The organism is Pseudomonas sp. SDO5215_S409 (assembly GCF_054071325.1).
This window is the reverse complement of the sequence record NZ_JBSVWN010000025.1, coordinates 35,475-51,972: the sequence shown is the minus strand read 5'-3', so window position 1 is coordinate 51,972 and position 16,498 is coordinate 35,475. Positions and strand designations below refer to the sequence as shown.

17 protein-coding genes are annotated in these 16,498 nt (G+C 61.9%); 6 read left to right on the top strand and 11 right to left on the bottom strand.

Annotation, left to right across the window (positions count from 1 at the left end; translation table 11 throughout):
* Positions 1–71: 71 nt before the first annotated feature.
* The 4 genes from ACW9H9_RS14840 to ACW9H9_RS14825 all read right to left on the bottom strand — a co-directional run bounded on the left by ACW9H9_RS14840 (position 72) and on the right by ACW9H9_RS14825 (position 4,008).
* Positions 72–704: a C40 family peptidase gene (locus tag ACW9H9_RS14840; protein WP_457343963.1), complete on the bottom strand. Its 633-nt coding sequence runs from the start codon at positions 702–704 to the stop codon at positions 72–74.
* Positions 705–917: 213 nt separating this feature from the next.
* On the bottom strand, positions 918–1,622 hold the full coding sequence (gene hda / locus ACW9H9_RS14835) for a DnaA regulatory inactivator Hda (protein ID WP_457343962.1): 705 nt from the start codon (positions 1,620–1,622) through the stop codon (positions 918–920).
* Between the two features lie 231 nt (positions 1,623–1,853).
* Positions 1,854–2,927: an AI-2E family transporter gene (locus tag ACW9H9_RS14830; protein ID WP_457343961.1), complete on the bottom strand. Its 1,074-nt coding sequence runs from the start codon at positions 2,925–2,927 to the stop codon at positions 1,854–1,856.
* 40 nt (positions 2,928–2,967) lie between these two features.
* On the bottom strand, positions 2,968–4,008 hold the full coding sequence (locus ACW9H9_RS14825) for a DUF2066 domain-containing protein (RefSeq protein ID WP_457343959.1): 1,041 nt from the start codon (positions 4,006–4,008) through the stop codon (positions 2,968–2,970).
* A 342-nt stretch (positions 4,009–4,350) separates the two neighbouring features.
* Here ACW9H9_RS14825 and purM point away from each other — a divergent pair, with 342 nt between their 5' ends.
* The 4 genes from purM (at position 4,351) to ACW9H9_RS14805 (ending at position 7,256) form a co-directional block, all read left to right on the top strand.
* Positions 4,351–5,409 (top strand): phosphoribosylformylglycinamidine cyclo-ligase, encoded by a 1,059-nt coding sequence (gene purM / locus ACW9H9_RS14820; protein ID WP_457343958.1) that lies wholly within the window; start codon positions 4,351–4,353, stop codon positions 5,407–5,409.
* Positions 5,409–6,059 (top strand): phosphoribosylglycinamide formyltransferase, encoded by a 651-nt coding sequence (purN, locus tag ACW9H9_RS14815; protein ID WP_457343957.1) that lies wholly within the window; start codon positions 5,409–5,411, stop codon positions 6,057–6,059. The genes purM and purN overlap by 1 nt, the downstream gene beginning before the upstream one ends.
* 8 nt (positions 6,060–6,067) lie before the next feature.
* Complete coding sequence (locus ACW9H9_RS14810) at positions 6,068–6,781, top strand: DUF3108 domain-containing protein (protein WP_457343956.1); 714 nt, start codon at positions 6,068–6,070, stop codon at positions 6,779–6,781.
* Positions 6,782–7,067: 286 nt separating this feature from the next.
* Positions 7,068–7,256, top strand: a complete 189-nt coding sequence (locus tag ACW9H9_RS14805; RefSeq protein WP_457343955.1) for a hypothetical protein — start codon at positions 7,068–7,070, stop codon at positions 7,254–7,256.
* Positions 7,257–7,347: 91 nt separating this feature from the next.
* Here the strand turns inward: ACW9H9_RS14805 and ACW9H9_RS14800 are convergent, their stop codons facing one another.
* The 7 genes from ACW9H9_RS14800 to ACW9H9_RS14770 all read right to left on the bottom strand — a co-directional run bounded on the left by ACW9H9_RS14800 (position 7,348) and on the right by ACW9H9_RS14770 (position 14,976).
* Positions 7,348–7,893 (bottom strand): DUF2058 domain-containing protein, encoded by a 546-nt coding sequence (locus tag ACW9H9_RS14800; RefSeq protein WP_457343954.1) that lies wholly within the window; start codon positions 7,891–7,893, stop codon positions 7,348–7,350.
* A gap of 25 nt (positions 7,894–7,918) precedes the next feature.
* Complete coding sequence (mazG, locus tag ACW9H9_RS14795; RefSeq protein ID WP_457343953.1) at positions 7,919–8,752, bottom strand: nucleoside triphosphate pyrophosphohydrolase; 834 nt, start codon at positions 8,750–8,752, stop codon at positions 7,919–7,921.
* 8 nt (positions 8,753–8,760) lie between these two features.
* Positions 8,761–11,004, bottom strand: a complete 2,244-nt coding sequence (gene relA / locus ACW9H9_RS14790) for a GTP diphosphokinase (protein WP_457343952.1) — start codon at positions 11,002–11,004, stop codon at positions 8,761–8,763.
* 125 nt (positions 11,005–11,129) lie between these two features.
* Complete coding sequence (gene rlmD, locus ACW9H9_RS14785; protein WP_457343951.1) at positions 11,130–12,482, bottom strand: 23S rRNA (uracil(1939)-C(5))-methyltransferase RlmD; 1,353 nt, start codon at positions 12,480–12,482, stop codon at positions 11,130–11,132.
* The gene (cysM, locus tag ACW9H9_RS14780; protein WP_457343988.1) at positions 12,482–13,384 is read right to left on the bottom strand and encodes a cysteine synthase CysM; all 903 of its coding nucleotides are present in this window, start codon (positions 13,382–13,384) and stop codon (positions 12,482–12,484) included. Before cysM ends, rlmD begins: the two co-directional genes overlap by 1 nt.
* 81 nt (positions 13,385–13,465) lie before the next feature.
* Positions 13,466–14,077, bottom strand: coding sequence for a tRNA-uridine aminocarboxypropyltransferase (locus tag ACW9H9_RS14775; protein WP_457343950.1), 612 nt, complete (start codon positions 14,075–14,077; stop codon positions 13,466–13,468).
* A 5-nt stretch (positions 14,078–14,082) separates the two neighbouring features.
* On the bottom strand, positions 14,083–14,976 hold the full coding sequence (locus ACW9H9_RS14770) for a LysR family transcriptional regulator (protein ID WP_457343949.1): 894 nt from the start codon (positions 14,974–14,976) through the stop codon (positions 14,083–14,085).
* A 149-nt stretch (positions 14,977–15,125) separates the two neighbouring features.
* Here ACW9H9_RS14770 and speB point away from each other — a divergent pair, with 149 nt between their 5' ends.
* Positions 15,126–16,076 (top strand): agmatinase, encoded by a 951-nt coding sequence (gene speB, locus ACW9H9_RS14765; RefSeq protein ID WP_457343948.1) that lies wholly within the window; start codon positions 15,126–15,128, stop codon positions 16,074–16,076.
* A complete protein-coding gene (locus tag ACW9H9_RS14760; protein ID WP_457343947.1) occupies positions 16,076–16,498 on the top strand; it encodes a YybH family protein in 423 nt (140 codons plus the stop codon). Before speB ends, ACW9H9_RS14760 begins: the two co-directional genes overlap by 1 nt.

The window sequence follows — 16,498 nt, the reverse complement described above, 5'->3', positions numbered from 1 at the left end:
GCGCGATCAGTTCACAACAATATCCAAGGATTCTAGCGCTTACACATCAAACTTCAAGTATCACTTTAACTTTACTTGCGCGCCGTAACGGTAGTGGGCGCCATGGCCAATGCACGCTTGGCCTCAATAAAGGTCTTGCTCCAGTAGCTGTCGCCCAGGCTGTCGACCCGCACACCACCGCTGCGGCGGCTGCTGGAGTGAATGAACTGGTCATCCCCCAGGTAAATACCGGCATGACTGACACGACCACGCGCGCGGCCCGTGCTGAAGAAAAGCAGATCACCCGGCTTGAGGTTGTTTCGTGCGACCAACGGTGCATCCACATTGATCATTTCACGCGTGGAACGCGGCAGGTTCATGCCCGCCTCTTCACGAAACAGATAACCAATAAAGCCACTGCAGTCGAAACCGGCTTCAGAGGTGCCGCCAAAACGGTAACGAGTACCGATCAGGGACAGGCCACGCTCAAGAATGCTGTCGGCCAGAACGGGAAGGTGGTACGGCTTGCTGCCGGAGAAATCAGCCAGTTCTTTTTCAGTAGCGACTTCATCGTCATAAACAGAAGAAGATTGCGATGCGACGAATTTTGCCTGGTGATTGACCTGCGGTGGGTTCTGCTCAGCCACGGGTTGAGTGTGGGTGGCGCAACCAAACAACAGGGTAACGAGTGCGAGAGGCACGAGGGGTGCGAAGCGATTTAGCATGGGCACGACCGTGGCTGATGTGTAAAGAAGACGAGACTATGCCCTCTATCACATCGATTTGCAAATTCAATCGAGGTCTATGTGACTTCTTGTTTGTACTATGACATCTAAGCCCTTAAACCCCTGCGCAGCCCATTGGCGTCGCCATAGCGGCTCGAACGCGGGTTTTCTGACGCCTGGAATATGCCAGAAGCCGCGTCCTACAAGGGCTGGCTACCAGCCGAGGGTTTCTTTGAGAAACGGGATGGTCAGCTTGCGCTGGGCCTGCAACGAGGCCTGATCGAGCTGTTCGAGCAAATCGAACAAGGCGCTCATACTACGCGTGCCGCGCGTGAGGATAAAGTGCCCCACCTCATCGGTCAGGTGCAAACCCCGGCGCGACGCTCGCAACTGCAACGCACGCAATTTGTCTTCATCGGAGAGCGGCCGCATCTGAAAGATCAGCGCCAGCGTCAGGCGCGACTTGAGGTCAGCCAGCTTGACCGGCAGTTCACGAGGTGAAGTGGACGCCGCGATGAGCAATCGCCGGCCGCTGTCGCGCAGGCGGTTGAACAGGTGAAACAGCGCCTCTTCCCAATCCGACTTGCCAGCAACCGCCTGAAGGTCATCCAGGCACACCAGTTCGTATTGCTCCAGGTGATCAAGGATCTCGGTGCCACGGTCCATCAGCTCCGCCAGCGGCAGGTAGACCGCTGACTCGCCCATTTGCTCGAACCGCAAGCAGGCGGCCTGTAACAAATGGGTGCGCCCCACACCATGCTTACCCCACAGATAGATCAGGCTTTCTGTCCACCCAGCGTCGGCTTCGCAAAGCCGCTCGACATAGCCAAGTGCAGCGGCATTGGCGCCCGGGTAGTAATTGATGAAGGTAGCGTCGTCACGCAGACGCACACCTAGGGGCAGCTGAATCGGTTTCATGCTGACTGAACAGTTCCCATCGAACCGTTAGTGGCCTCTGTGTAAAGTTTGCAAAGTTTATACCCGTGACGCCGGGCGCACAATGCGGCAGACCGTAAGCAAAATCAAAGGTTTGCGTTAACTTGCCGGATTTTGCGGGGATTGTTTGACGCAATGGCCAGATGCCAGAGGCCCATCAACGGCAAACCCGGCACAAGGCCGGGTTCGCGCGTTCAGGATCGGGCGTGATGACTACAAGTCAGGTTCCTCGGCTCCGGCGTACAAATCGGAATCTTTGTACAAGTCGTGCACATGACGCACCAGCACCATGATCACCGCCGCCACCGGCAGCGCCAGCAGAATACCGGTGAAACCGAACAACTCGCCCCCGGCCAGAATCGCAAAGATCACCGCCACGGGGTGCAGGCCGATCCGGTCCCCCACCAGCAATGGCGTCAGCACCATGCCTTCCAGCGCCTGCCCGACCATAAACACCGCCACGATCCCAAGCATCGGGTACAGGTCACCGCCAAACTGGAACAGACCTGCCACCAACGCCGCACCGATACCAATCACAAAGCCCATGTACGGCACGATCGCCGCAAGGCCCGCGATCAAACCAATCAACAGCCCCAGCTCCAGGCCGATCGCCATCAACCCGGCCGCGTAAATGATCCCCAGCGCCAGCATGACCAGCAGTTGGCCACGCACAAACGCGCCCAGCACCTCATGGCACTCATCGGCCAGGGAAACAATGCGCGCCTCCCGATTGCGTGGCAGCAGGCTGCGGATCTTGGCCATCATGATGTCCCAGTCCCGCAGCAGGTAAAACGCCACCACCGGGATCAACACCAGGTTGGTCAACCAGCCGATCAGCGCAAGGCTGGATGCCGTTGCCTGGCTGAGCACCACACCGACAATGTCGGTGGTCTGGCCCATGTGCTCGCTGATGGCCGCCTTGACCTTGTCAAACTTCCAGAACCCGTCCGACAACCCCAGCTTGGCCTGGGCCCAGGGCATCGCTGTATGTTGCAGCCAGTCGAGCATTTGCGGTGCCAGCTCATAGAGGCGCACCAACTGCTTGGCCAGCATCGGCACCAGCACCAACAGCAAAGTCATGATGATCAGGGTAAACAGCGCGAATACCGTGACCACCCCCCAGGTTCGCGACAACCCGACTTTCTCCAGCCGGTCTACCACCGGGTCGAATAAATAGGCCAGCAATAAGGCGACCAGAAACGGCGTCAGGATCGAATGCAGCAAAAACACGAACCCGCACAGCAGGACAATCCCGCCAAGCCACACCCAACGACGCGTATCCGTCATAAAACGCTCCATCTATCGGCTTCTATATAAGGAAGAACAATTACCAGTGAAAACGCAGCTGGGGCGCTGGCTCGACCGGCGCGGGCGGCGCCCCTTGCACTGCAGGTTGCAACGCCGTGGTTTCACCCGCCGGCCCTTCCTGCAACTTGGCCAGGCTCAACTGACTGCGCAATTGCTCTGCGCTGCCGCTGACCCGATACACAATGCGACTGCCATCCACCCGCACCGGCTGGCCACCAAAGGGCTCCAACAAATGACCCAACGCTGCGTAGCGCTCCAGGTTCATCCCCTGCACTTCCAGCAATTGCTCACCAGTGGCCGCACCGGCCTTGACCGCAAAACGCGGCGCCAGGCGCTCGCTCACCGCCAGCAGCACGGCATCGGCCAAGGCGGCGGTGTCCGCGCCCTGCGCGGTGCCCTGCTCACTCTTGTCGCCCAACCACAGGCGCCACTTGGCTTGCCATTGGCCCGCTTCCTGGCGCGCATGCACCGCCAGCAACGCGTCGGCACCGTAGCGTTCGGAAGCCGCGCGCAACGGCGTCGCATCAGTGCCTTCAAGGTTCGGCGCGGTGGCCACAATTTGCTCATCCAGGTCGCCCAGCGGCAACCGCAGCGGCAGGCCACGGTGCTGAGCCGCACGGCGCAGCGGCTGGGCGATGGCTTGGCCGTCCCCGACCAGCGCACTGCCCTCGGTGGAGTCGTTCAGCCACCAGCCGAGGATCGACGGGCGATTGCTGCCCCACAACGCCAGGCCCGCCTCGCGCAAGGCGCGGTCGGTGCTGACTGGGTCAAAGTCCACTTGCAGGCTTTCTGGCGGGCCCGCGTCGTAACCGTACTGGCTGATGATCTGTTGCGGGTCTTTGCGAACGGCGGCCAGGCCCGGACCGTCAGCGGCCTTGGCATCGCCGGTCAGGCGGATCACCAGGGTCTGCAGGGCACGCTGGGTGGCCTGGTCACGCTCTTGGGGCGACTGGCTGCTGACCGGTTCGAGTACTTGATAGAGGCCATTGAGGGTTTCGGCATGACTCGCCAGGCTGACCAACGACAAGCAGCCCACAAAAAAGAATTTACACAAACGCATGGAAGATTCCCGACACAAAAAAACGGCTGGAACAGACCGTGTGAACACTGTTGAACAAGGCTGTGACCACAGCGACCGGTAAAACATTCACAGGGCCCCGGTAAGTTTTCCTACTGTCATAACGATAGCGGCTTAAGGCTATACCTTAATACGGCCCGCGACCGACCCGATTAGCGATTTTTTTAACGGCAGATGCCCCTGCCCGTCGGCCCGAGGATGGCCGCTGCCCCTCAAGCCTGATAAAATCGCGCGCCTTCGCAGACCGGTAACGGCTGGGCACTGTCAAAAACGCCCTGGCCCGATTCGGTCGTTACCCGAACATCCCCCCTAAAGGCCTGGATCATGAGCAAGCAACCCTCCCTGAGCTACAAGGACGCCGGTGTAGACATCGACGCCGGTGAAGCATTGGTCGAACGCATCAAGAGCGTCGCCAAGCGCACTGCGCGCCCCGAAGTCATGGGCGGCCTGGGCGGTTTTGGCGCCCTCTGTGAAATCCCGGTCGGCTACAAGCAGCCGGTGCTGGTGTCCGGCACCGACGGCGTGGGCACCAAGCTGCGCCTGGCACTGAACCTGAACAAACACGACAGCATCGGCATCGACCTGGTGGCCATGTGCGTGAACGACCTGGTGGTCTGCGGCGCCGAGCCGCTGTTTTTCCTGGACTACTATGCCACCGGCAAGCTGAACGTAGACACCGCCGCCCAAGTGGTGACGGGTATCGGCGCTGGCTGTGAGCTGTCCGGCTGCTCCCTGGTCGGCGGCGAAACCGCCGAGATGCCCGGCATGTATGAAGGCGAAGACTACGACCTGGCCGGCTTCTGCGTCGGCGTGGTGGAAAAGGCCGAGATCATCGACGGCTCCAAGGTTGCCACCGGCGACGCCCTGCTGGCCCTGCCTTCGTCCGGCCCGCACTCCAACGGCTACTCGCTGATCCGCAAGATCATCGAAGTGTCCGGCGCCGACATCGAAAACACCCAGCTGGACGGCAAACCGCTGACCGACCTGCTGATGGCACCGACCCGCATCTACGTAAAACCGCTGCTCAAGCTGATCAAGGACACCGGCGCCGTCAAAGCCATGGCCCACATCACCGGCGGCGGCCTGCTGGACAACATCCCGCGCGTTCTGCCAAAAGGCGCTCAGGCGATTGTCGACGTGGCCAGCTGGCAGCGCCCTGCCGTGTTCGACTGGCTGCAAGAGAAAGGCAACGTCAACGAAACCGAAATGCACCGCGTGCTGAACTGCGGCGTGGGCATGGTGATCTGCGTGGCTCAAGAGCACGTTGAAACCGCCCTGAACGTTCTGCGTGAAGCGGGCGAGCAGCCTTGGGTCATCGGTGAAATCGCGGTCGCTGCCGAAGGCGCCGCTCAAGTCGAGCTGAAAAACCTCAAGGCTCACTGATGCCCGCAACCTGTAATGTCGTGGTGCTGCTCTCCGGCACCGGCAGTAACTTGCAGGCCCTGATCGACAGCACGCGCACCGGCGACAGCCCGGTGCGCATCGCTGCGGTGATCTCCAACCGCAGCGATGCCTTTGGCCTGCAACGCGCCCGGGAGGCGGGAATTAAAACCGCCGCCCTGGACCACAAGGCCTTTGACGGTCGCGAGGCCTTCGACAGCGCCCTGATCGAACAGATCGACGCGTTCGACCCTCAACTCGTGGTATTGGCAGGGTTCATGCGCATCCTCAGCGCCGATTTCGTGCGCCACTATCAGGGGCGCCTGCTCAATATCCACCCTTCTTTGCTGCCCAAATACAAAGGCCTTCACACGCACCAGCGCGCCCTCGAGGCCGGAGACACGGAGCACGGCTGCAGCGTGCACTTTGTCACCGAGGAACTCGATGGTGGGCCTCTGGTCGTACAGGCAGTAGTTCCGGTAGAGTCTGCGGACTCAGCGCAGACACTTGCGCAACGGGTTCACACACAGGAACACAGGATTTACCCACTGGCGGTACGCTGGTTCGCCGAAGGACGCTTGAGCCTTGGTGACCAGGGTGCCTTATTGGACGGCCATTTACTGGCAGCCAGCGGCCACTTGATTCGAACCTAGGAGACTTTATGCGTCGCGCCCTGCTTTTCGCCTTTGCGCTGTTCGCCTTGCCTGCCGTGCAGGCAGCAGACCTTCATCCGTTCTCCGCCAGCTACACCGCCGACTGGAAACAGTTGCCCATGAGCGGTTCGGCCGAACGCAGCCTGACCAAGAGCGACAACGGCACCTGGACCTTGAACTTCAAGGCATCCATGATGATCGCCAGCCTCACCGAAACCAGCGTCATCAAGTTCGATAAAGACGCCCTGCAACCGCAGAGCTACACCTTCGAACGCGGCGGCCTGGGCAAGGCGAAGAAGATCAACCTGGACTTCGACCGCTCGGCCAACAAGGTCACCGGCTTCGAAAACAAGGACTCGGTCAACGTCACCCTTGAAAGCGGCATGCTCGACAAGTCGACCTACCAACTGGCGCTGCAACGTGACGTGGCCGCCGGCAAGAAAAGCATGAGCTACCGCGTAGTCGAAGGCACCGACGTCGACACCTACGACTTTCGTGTGATCGGCCCAGAAAAGGTCCAGACCAAAGCCGGCGCGATCGATGCCATCAAGGTCGAGCGCGTGCGTGACCCGTCGCAAAGCAAGCGCATTACCCAAATGTGGTTTGCCAAGGACTGGGGCGGCATTCTGGTTGCCTTGCGTCAGGTCGAAACCGACGGCAAGGAATACAACATCATGCTGCAAGACGGCACCGTGGACGGCAAGGCTGTCAAAGGCAACTGACCCGGCCCACCTGAAGAGCCCCGCGTGATGCGGGGCTTTTTTTCGCCCTGGGTTTTCTCCCGCCAGCGCCTACTGCACGGTTTCTGGCCGCCAAAAACATGAAACTTCTGTCATAAAACTTTTGCCCTTCTCAGCCAAAGCCCCGGTTTATAAGGCTTTCAGGGAATGTTGCAATTTTTGCAAGGGAATGTTGCGATCAATGGGCGTTTACTTAGCAGGCTAACAAAACATATAAAAAAGGCCTGCGACGACTTGCCGCAGATCAACCAGAGATTGGAGCAAGCAGATGACTGTAAAAGTAACTGAACGCGACGATGCACATATGTCCCATGACGCAGTAGCCAACGGGATTCACATCTGGGATGTACATCAGCAAGATCTGCTGGTCGGCATGTTTCACAACGAAAGCGACGCCAATAATTATAAAAACGAGCTCGAGACGCTTGAGATGAAACGCCAGACGCAAAGCTCCTGAAACACTGAAATCGCGCAGGTGCCCGGCCCACGCAGCCCGGCACCTGCAAACAAAAACCCCGCCTGTTGAGCGGGGTTTGTTGTTTAAAGCCTTACCACATCAGATCGTCAGGGATCTGGTAGGCGGCGTACGGATCATCCTCATCCGGCACTTGGCTTTCTGTCAGCACATTGAGCTGCACGATGCGCTCGGGCGCCCGCTCCTGGATCTTCAGCGCCGCTTCGCGCGGGATCACCTCGTAACCGCCACCGTGATGCACGATCGCCAGCGAGCCGTTGCTGAGTTTGTTGCGCATCAACGTGTTGACCGACAGGCGCTTGACCTTCTTGTCGTCCACAAAGTTGTAGTAGTCCTCGGTGGTCAACTTGGGCAAACGCGAGGTTTCAATCAATTGCTTGACCTGCGCCGTGCGCGCCTTGGCTTCGGCTTTTTCCTGCTGCTGGCGGTTCAGCTCCTGGTCACGCTTGACCTTCTCGGCCTGCGCTTCCTGGGCCAGGCGTGCCTGGGTGTCATCGGCCTCGGCCTGGCCCTTGTGGACCAGCCGCTGGTGCTTCTGTTTATCCTTGCCGACCTGCTTGGCCTGCTTTTGGTTGACCAGACCTGCTTTAAGCAACTGGTCGCGAAGGGAAAGGCTCATGGTGCTCACTCATTTAGGCAACTGCTCAACCGCAGCTGGACACATTCTTTTCCTGGCGTTTGGCTTCGCCCCACAGGGCGTCCAATTCTTCGAGGGTGCAATCTTCTATGGGTTGGCGTGCATCGCGCAATGCCTGTTCGATAAATCGGAAACGTCGCTCGAATTTGGCATTGGCGCCGCGCAGCGCCGCTTCCGGGTCGACCTTGAGGTGACGGGCCAGGTTGACCGCAGCAAACAGCAGGTCACCGACCTCCTCGGCAATCGCCACCGGATCGTTGTCGGCCATGGCCTCCAACACTTCATCCAGCTCCTCGCGCACGTTATCCACCACCGGCAAGGCGGCCGGCCAGTCGAAGCCCACCTGCGCGGCGCGCTTCTGCAATTTGGCGGCGCGGGACAAGGCCGGCAAAGCACCGGGCACGTCGTCGAGCAGGGACAGTTGCTGCGGCGCGTCGGACTGTTCTGCACGCTCCTGGGCCTTGATCTCTTCCCAGCGCAGCTTCACCTGTTCTTCGCTCAGCTGCGGCACGTCCAGCGGCGCGTACAAGTCCCCCGTAGGAAACACATGGGGATGGCGACGAATCAACTTGCGGGTGATGCTGTCGACCACCCCGGCAAACTCAAAACGCCCCTCCTCGCGCGCCAACTGGCTGTAATACACCACCTGAAACAACAGATCGCCCAGCTCGCCTTGCAAGTGAGCGAAGTCTGCACGCTCGATGGCATCGGCGACTTCGTAGGCTTCTTCCAGCGTATGCGGGACGATCGTGGCGTAGGTTTGCTTGATGTCCCACGGGCACCCGTATTGCGGGTCCCGCAGGCGGTTCATCAGGTGCAGCAGGTCTTCAAGCGAATACATCGGGCTACTCATGGCGTACGGTTACGCCGGGTTTCGATGATGTTCGGCAGTTGGGAAATCCGCCCCAGCAGCCGGCCCAGCGCGTCGAGCCCCGGGATCTCGATGGTCAGGGACATCAACGCAGTGTTGTCCTCTTTATTGGAGCGGGTGTTGACCGCCAGCACGTTGATCCGCTCGTTGAGCAGCACTTGCGACACATCCCGCAGCAAGCCGGAACGGTCGTAGGCCCGGATCACGATATCCACCGGGTACGTGAGCACCGGCACCGGCCCCCAGCTGACCTGGATGATCCGCTCCGGCTCGCGCCCGCCCAGTTGCAACACCGAGGCACAATCCTGGCGGTGAATGCTCACGCCACGGCCCTGGGTGATGTAACCGACGATGGCGTCGCCGGGCAGCGGCTGGCAGCAACCGGCCATCTGCGTCATCAGGTTGCCCACGCCCTGAATCTGAATATCGCCGCGCTTGCCCGGCTTGTAGCCGCTGGCCTTGCGTGGGATCAGCTCAAGTTGCTCGTTGCCGCGCTCCGGCTCGACCAGTTGCTGGGCCAGGTTGACCAACTGCGCCAGGCGCAGGTCGCCCGCACCGAGGGCGGCGAACATGTCTTCGGCCACTTTCATGTTGGCCTTCTCGGCCAGCCGGTCGAAGTCCACCTGCGGCAGCCCCAGGCGTGCCAGCTCGCGCTCGAGCAAGGTCTTGCCGGCGGCGACGTTCTGGTCGCGCGCCTGCAACTTGAACCAATGCACGATCTTGGCCCGCGCCCGCGAGGTGGTGATGTAGCCCAGGTTCGGATTCAGCCAGTCGCGGCTCGGCGTGCCGTGCTTACTGGTGATGATCTCGACCTGCTCGCCGGTCTGCAGGCTGTAGTTGAGCGGCACGATGCGCCCGTTGATCTTGGCGCCCCGGCAGTTGTGGCCGATCTCGGTGTGCACGCGGTAGGCAAAGTCCAGCGGTGTGGCGCCCTTGGGCAGGTCGATGGCATGCCCGTCCGGGGTGAAGATGTACACACGGTCAGGCTCGATGTCCACGCGCAGCTGCTCGGCCAGGCCGCCGATATCGCCGAGCTCTTCGTGCCACTCCAGCACCTGGCGCAGCCACGAGATCTTCTCTTCGTACTGATTGGAACCGGCCTTGACGTCGGTGCCCTTGTAGCGCCAGTGCGCGCACACGCCCAGCTCGGCCTCTTCGTGCATGGCGTGGGTGCGGATCTGCACCTCCAGTACCTTGCCCTCGGGGCCGATCACCGCCGTGTGCAACGAGCGGTAGCCGTTTTCCTTGGGGTTGGCGATGTAGTCGTCGAACTCCTTGGGAATGTGCCGCCACAGCGTGTGGACGATGCCAAGCGCGGTGTAGCAGTCGCGCATTTCCGGCACCAGCACGCGCACGGCGCGCACATCGTAGATCTGGCTGAAGGCCAGGCCCTTGCGCTGCATTTTGCGCCAGATGGAATAGATGTGTTTGGCGCGGCCGCTGATGTCGGCTTCAACGCCGGTGGCCTGCAATTCCGAGCGCAGCTGGCCCATCACGTCGCTGATGAAACGCTCACGGTCCAGCCGCCGCTCGTGCAACAACGTGGCGATCTGTTTGTATTGATCGGGCTCCAGGTAACGGAAGGACAAGTCCTCCAGCTCCCATTTGATATGGCCGATACCCAGGCGGTGCGCTAATGGCGCGTAAATGTCGAAAACTTCGCGCGCGACGCGATTGCGTTTTTCGTCATCGGCGGTCTTCACCGCCCGGATCGCGCAGGTGCGCTCGGCCAGCTTGATCAGCGCGACGCGCACGTCGTCGACCATCGCCACCAGCATCTTGCGCAGGTTTTCCACTTGGCCCTGGGTGCCCATCACCATCGACTGGCGGGGGCTCAGGCTGGCGCTGATGGCCGCCATGCGCAACACGCCGTCAATCAGCTTGGCCACCACCGCGCCGAAGCGCTGGCTGACGGTGGTCAACGGGATCTGCCCTTCACGCACGCCCCGGTAGAGCACCGCGGCGATCAGTGAGTCCTGGTCCAGTTTCAGGTCGGCGAGGATCTCGGCGATCTCCAGCCCCGTTCGGAAGCTGGAGGTGCCGTCGGCCCACAGGTTCTTGGCCGCGTTGTCCTGCTGTTCGGACTCACGCGCGAACTCGCAGGCAGCTTTCATCGCTTCGCGGTCCAGTGCCGGATCGACACTGATGGCGTGGTCCAGCCACGCCTCGAGATTGATACTGCCGTCAGTGTTGATCGGCTGGTGTGCTCTCACCTGTACCATCTTGTTTACCTTCCCTACGACGCACCTTTGATGCGCCAAAATCATCGCTGACCCGGTGACTACGCACGCTCCCTGGCAGGTCACAGGCCATGGAGAACGCAGGCCAGTCGGATTGAACGGGCCTCCTAGCCCGCCTCAAATAACGCCATGGCCTCGACATGGGCCGTCTGAGGAAACATGTCGAGGATCCCGGCACGCTTTAGCCGGTAGCCCTGCTTGACCAACTCGACTGTGTCCCGCGCCAGCGTGGCCGGGTTGCAGGACACATACACCAGGCGATCGGCCCCCAAGGTCGCAAGCTTGCGCACAACCTCCAGGGCACCGTCACGGGGTGGGTCCAAGAGTACCGCACAAAAGCCCTCTTTGGCCCATTCTGCGTCGGTCAAAGGCTGGGACAAATCGGCCTGAAAAAACCGCGCATTATGCAAATCGTTGCTGAGCGCGTTGTGTGCAGCCCGGTCCACCATGGCCTGCACGCCTTCCACCGCCACCACTTCGCGCACCTGGCGCGCCAGCGGCAAGGCAAAGTTGCCCAGCCCGCAAAACAGGTCCAGCACGCGCTCCTGGGGTTGTGGCGCCAGCCATTCCAACGCCTGGGCGACCATCGCCTCGTTGACGCCTGCGTTGACCTGCACAAAGTCACCAGGGCGATAGGCCAGTTCCAGGCCCCATTGCTCCAACCGGTAACCCAGCGTCGCCTGTGGCTCCACGGGTTGCGGCTGGCCCTCGCCATGCAGCCACAGTTGGGCCTCATGGAACGCACAAAATTCCGTCAGAACCGCCAGGTCCGCCTCGGACAACGGCGCCATGTGGCGCAGCAACACCGCAATGGACGAGCCGCTGAACAACTCCACATGCCCCAGCGCCTGCGGCTTGCTCAAGCGGAGAAGCATGCCTGGCAAACGCTGCATGATCGGTTGCAAGGCCTGTACCAGCACCGGGCAATCGTCGATGGCGACGATGTCCTGGCTGGCCACGGCCCGAAAGCCGACCTCCAGATGCTTGGCCTTGGCATCCCAGCGCACCGCGACCCGGGCGCGACGGCGATAGCCAAATTCCGGCCCGCTCAACGGCGCCGCCCACGCTTGCGGCTCTACGCCTGCCACGCGCGACAACTGCTCGGCGAGCATGCGCTGTTTCAGGGCAAGTTGTTCGTCATGGGGCAAATGTTGCAGGCTGCAACCGCCACAGCGCCCGGCCTGTGCGCACGGTGCCGGGCGGCGCAGTTCGCTGGCCTTGAACACGCGCTCGGTACGCGCCTCGACCACTTTGCCATGGGCCCCCAGCACCCGCGCCTCGACCTCTTCACCGGCCAGCGCGCCCACCACAAACCAGGTGCGTCCTTCGAAGAACACAATGCCGCGCCCGTCATTAGCCAGGCGCTCGATCGTCAGCCGCTGTTTTTTGCCGACCGGAATCTGCGGGGCCCGGCTACCGCCTGTTGGCTGAAAGCGCAGGCCTCTCTCGTGCTTGGCCATCAGTTGGGCGCGTCAAAAATGCCGGTCGACAGATAACGGTCGCCACGGTCACAGATGATCGCCACGATCACCGCGTTTTCCAGCTCTTTGGACAAACGCAACATACCGGCCACGGCGCCCCCGGAGGACACGCCGCAGAAGATGCCTTCTTCACGCGCCAGGCGGCGGGTGGTGTCTTCGGCTTCGCGCTGGGCCATGTCGATGATGCGGTCGACGCGGGTCGAGTTGTAGATCTTGGGCAAGTATTCTTGCGGCCAGCGGCGGATCCCCGGGATCGCCGCGCCTTCCATCGGTTGCAGGCCCACGATCTGGATGGCCGGGTTCTGCTCCTTGAGGTAACGGGAGTTGCCCATGATGGTGCCGGTGGTACCCATCGAACTGACGAAGTGAGTAATGGTGCCGGCGGTCTGTTGCCAGATCTCCGGCCCGGTGGTGGTGTAGTGCGCCTCGGGGTTGTCGCCGTTGGCGAACTGGTCCAGCACCTGGCCACGGCCTTCGGCGGCCATGCGCTCGGCGAGGTCGCGAGCCCCTTCCATGCCCTCTTCCTGGGTGACCAGGATCAGCTCGGCGCCATAGGCGGTCATCGCCGCCTTGCGCTCGGCACTGCCGTTGTCCGGCATGATCAGCACCATTTTGTAACCCTTGATCGCCGCCGCCATCGCCAGGGCGATCCCGGTATTACCCGAGGTGGCTTCGATCAGGGTGTCGCCGGGCTTGATCTGCCCGCGCAGCTCGGCACGGGTAATCATCGACAGCGCCGGACGGTCCTTGACCGAGCCCGCCGGGTTGTTCCCTTCGAGCTTGAGCAGCAAGGTGTTGCTGGTGTCGCCCGCCATGCGCTGCAGGCGCACCAGCGGGGTGTTGCCGACGCAATCGGCGATGGTTGGGTACTGCAAGGTCATGGCGTTTTCGCAATCCAGACTGCCGGGGGCGCCCATCATACCGGCAAACGCCCGCGGGCCATATCACGCAAAGTGCGGTGCTTATGACTGACCGGAATAAGCCTTTGAGTGATTCCGTTGGAAAACCGCCTCGCCCATCGCCGCAATCTGCCCGTCGATCAACGCCTCAAAGGGTTTGAGCAACGCGTCAAACGAAGCGGGCGCCTCCAGCACCTGCAAGGCCTGCACGATGGCTTCTACCGTCGACAGCGCCCCCGGCCCTGGCGCCTTGCGCAGGCGGTAGCGCGACTCGACGCCTGCCGCCAGCGTTACCCGGGGCAAGGCCGCCAGCAACGGGTTGAGGTGCAGCAACTTGCGCGCCTTGCGCCAGGTGCCGTCGGGCACCACCAGCAGCAGCGGTTCGTCGGACGGTTCAGACGCCTGCAACGGCTGCGCCTCGTCGGCCGGGAACAGCAACCGCGCGCGGTAACCCGGCGGGTTGAGCAGGGCCTGCAAATCATCGAAGACCTCGCCCACCACCAACTGCGCATTCACCAACCCCAACGCCGCCAGGCGCGCCGTGTTGAGGGCATGGTTGACCTCGCTCGGGTGCTGCAACACCAGCACGCGGGTGCGGCTGTCCAGGCGCGGGATCAGCGCGCAGAGGCAATGGGCGATGGGTCGCAAGCAGCGTGGGCACTGGGGTCTGGACATAAGGGTTACGCCGGGTTGAGCTGGGCTTTGAGGAGGTCGCGAAACGTCTGGATCAGCGGCTCGCGGCTGCGGCCCCGACGCATGATCATCGAGAACGGCGCCTGGTAACCAAAGGTTGCTGGCAGCAGGACGCGCAAGTCGCCCTTGTCGGCCCACGCCTGGGCGTAATGCTCCGGCAGGTAGCCGACGTAGGCGCCGGACAACACCAGAATCAACTGCGCTTCCATACTTTCCACCGTCGCGGCGCTGTGCTTGAAGCCGTGGCGCGCCAGTTCCGCCTGGCTCCAGTAACCCCGGCCGACCATTCGCTGCTGGGTGATCACCTGCTCGGGGATGCGCCGCTCATTGAACAACGGGTGGCGGGTGCTGCAGTACAGCCAGTGCTGTTCGCGGTACAGCGGCATGTAGATCAAGCCGCTCATGCGGTTGGAAAACGCGCCGATGGCCAGGTCCAGGCGGTTGTCCTGCACGCCCAGTTGCAACTCGTGGGGGCTGAGCACCGACAGGTGCAAGTGCACCGCCGGGTGTTCCTGGCTGTAGGCGCCGATGACTTCGGCGAACGGCAGGGCCTTGTCGCTGACCGTGGAGTCGAGCACACCCAGTTTGAGGGTGCCGCGCAACTCGCCCTTGAGCGCCGCGGCGTATTGCTCAAAACCCTCCAGCTCGCCCAGCAGGCGCAGGGTTTCCTGATGGAACAGCTCGCCTTTGCTGGTGAGGCTGAACCCTCCCCGCCCCCGGTGGCACAGCACCAGGCCCAGAGAACTTTCAAGCTGGCTCATGTAAGTGGAGATGGCCGACGTAGACAGGTTGAGCGCGTGCTGGGCATTGGCGAACCCCTGGTGGTGCACCACGCTGGCGAAAATGCGCAGGAGTTTCAGGTCGGGCAAAGGGCTGGCCATGGACGGCTCCGGGTGACAATGGGCGCAGTCTACCTGCTGGGCTTAGTTTAGAAAAATCTGAACTAAGTATTTGCGCCAGCCGATTTGTCGCTCCCGGCACATTTCGCAGAATCGGCCCCTAATAAACAAAACAACGATGAGGCACTCCCGTGGACAAGATTTTCCACCAACCACTGGGCGGCAACGAAATGCCGCGCTTCGCCGGCATCGCCACCATGATGCGTCTTCCCCACCTGCCCTCGGCCAAGGGCCTGGACGCCGCCTTTATTGGCGTGCCCCTGGACATCGGCACCTCGCTGCGCGCCGGCACCCGCTTCGGCCCCCGGGAAATCCGCGCCGAGTCGGTGATGATCCGCCCGTACAACATGGCCACCGGCGCCGCGCCGTTTGACTCGCTGTCGGTTGCCGACATCGGCGACGTCGCCATCAACACCTTCAACCTGCTGGACGCCGTGCGCATCATCGAAGAAGCCTACGACGAGATTCTGGAACACAACGTGATCCCGCTGACCCTGGGCGGCGATCACACCATCACCCTGCCGATCCTGCGGGCGATCCATAAAAAACACGGCAAGGTCGGGCTGGTGCACATCGACGCCCACGCCGATGTGAACGACCACATGTTCGGCGAGAAAATCGCCCACGGCACCACCTTCCGCCGCGCCGTGGAAGAAGGCCTGCTGGACTGCGACCGCGTGGTGCAGATTGGCCTGCGCGCCCAGGGCTACACCGCCGAAGACTTCAACTGGAGCCGCAAACAGGGCTTTCGCGTGGTACAAGCCGAAGAGTGCTGGCACCAGTCGCTGGCGCCACTGATGGCCGAAGTACGAGAAAAGGTCGGCGACGGCCCGGTGTACCTGAGTTTCGACATCGACGGCATCGACCCCGCCTGGGCGCCCGGCACCGGCACCCCGGAAATCGGTGGCTTGACCACTATTCAGGCGATCGAGATCATTCGCGGCTGCCAAGGCCTGGACCTGATCGGTTGCGACCTGGTGGAAGTCTCGCCACCCTACGACACCACCGGCAACACCTCGCTGCTCGGCGCCAACCTGCTGTACGAGATGCTCTGCGTACTGCCCGGCGTGGCGCACCGTTGATGAACGCCTGCAACGAAGTCCTCAAGGCGGCGGCCGACCTGGTGTCGGCCTTTGCCCGCAACGACCGTGAAGCTTACTTCGGGGCTTTTAGCGTCGACGCGACGTTTGTGTTTTACACCCTCCCCCAGCCGCTGCTGACGCGCGACGCCTACCAGGCGTTGTGGGACAGCTGGCGCCGGGACGAGGGCTTCGAGGTGCTGTCCTGCATCTCGAGCAATGCCGTGGTCAGCCTGCAAGGCGACGTGGCGATTTTTATTCATGACGTGGCCACAGAGCTGCGCATGAACGGGGAGCAATTCATTAGCCAGGAACGCGAGACGATTGTCTTCAAAAGACAGGAGTCCGACGAACAACAAGAAGGCCTGTGGCTGGCCTGTCACGAACATTTGTCCGCTGTGCCGCAAGGGCTGCCACCCCATTAG